The organism is Patulibacter brassicae (genome assembly GCF_033949425.1).
Lineage (GTDB): Bacteria > Actinomycetota > Thermoleophilia > Solirubrobacterales > Solirubrobacteraceae > Patulibacter > Patulibacter brassicae.
Map to the genome: position 1 here is coordinate 1 of NZ_JAXAVX010000041.1, position 222 is coordinate 222.

The 222-nt window shown below is 65.3% G+C and carries 1 pseudogene; it reads left to right on the forward strand.

What is annotated here, in order from left to right:
• A pseudogene (locus SK069_RS20200) lies at positions 1 to 214 on the forward strand (hypothetical protein); the annotation flags it as partial.
• Positions 215 to 222 lie beyond the last annotated feature (8 nt).

A 222-nucleotide genomic window follows, 5' to 3' on the forward strand; every position in this document is an offset into this window, starting at 1 on the left:
CGGGGTGTCGGTGTCGGGCTACTACGCCCGCAAGAGCCGGGCGCCGTCCGCTCGCCAGCAGGAGGATGAGCGGTTGCTGGACCTGATCCGGCAGATGCACGCCGAGAACTATGAGCCAGGCCGGTTTTCGTGGAGGCCTCGTTTCCAGGTTTCGCCTGGGAGAGGATGCATCGAAGATGGCCCGACCGAAGAAGTACCCGACCGAGTTGCGTGAGCGTGCGG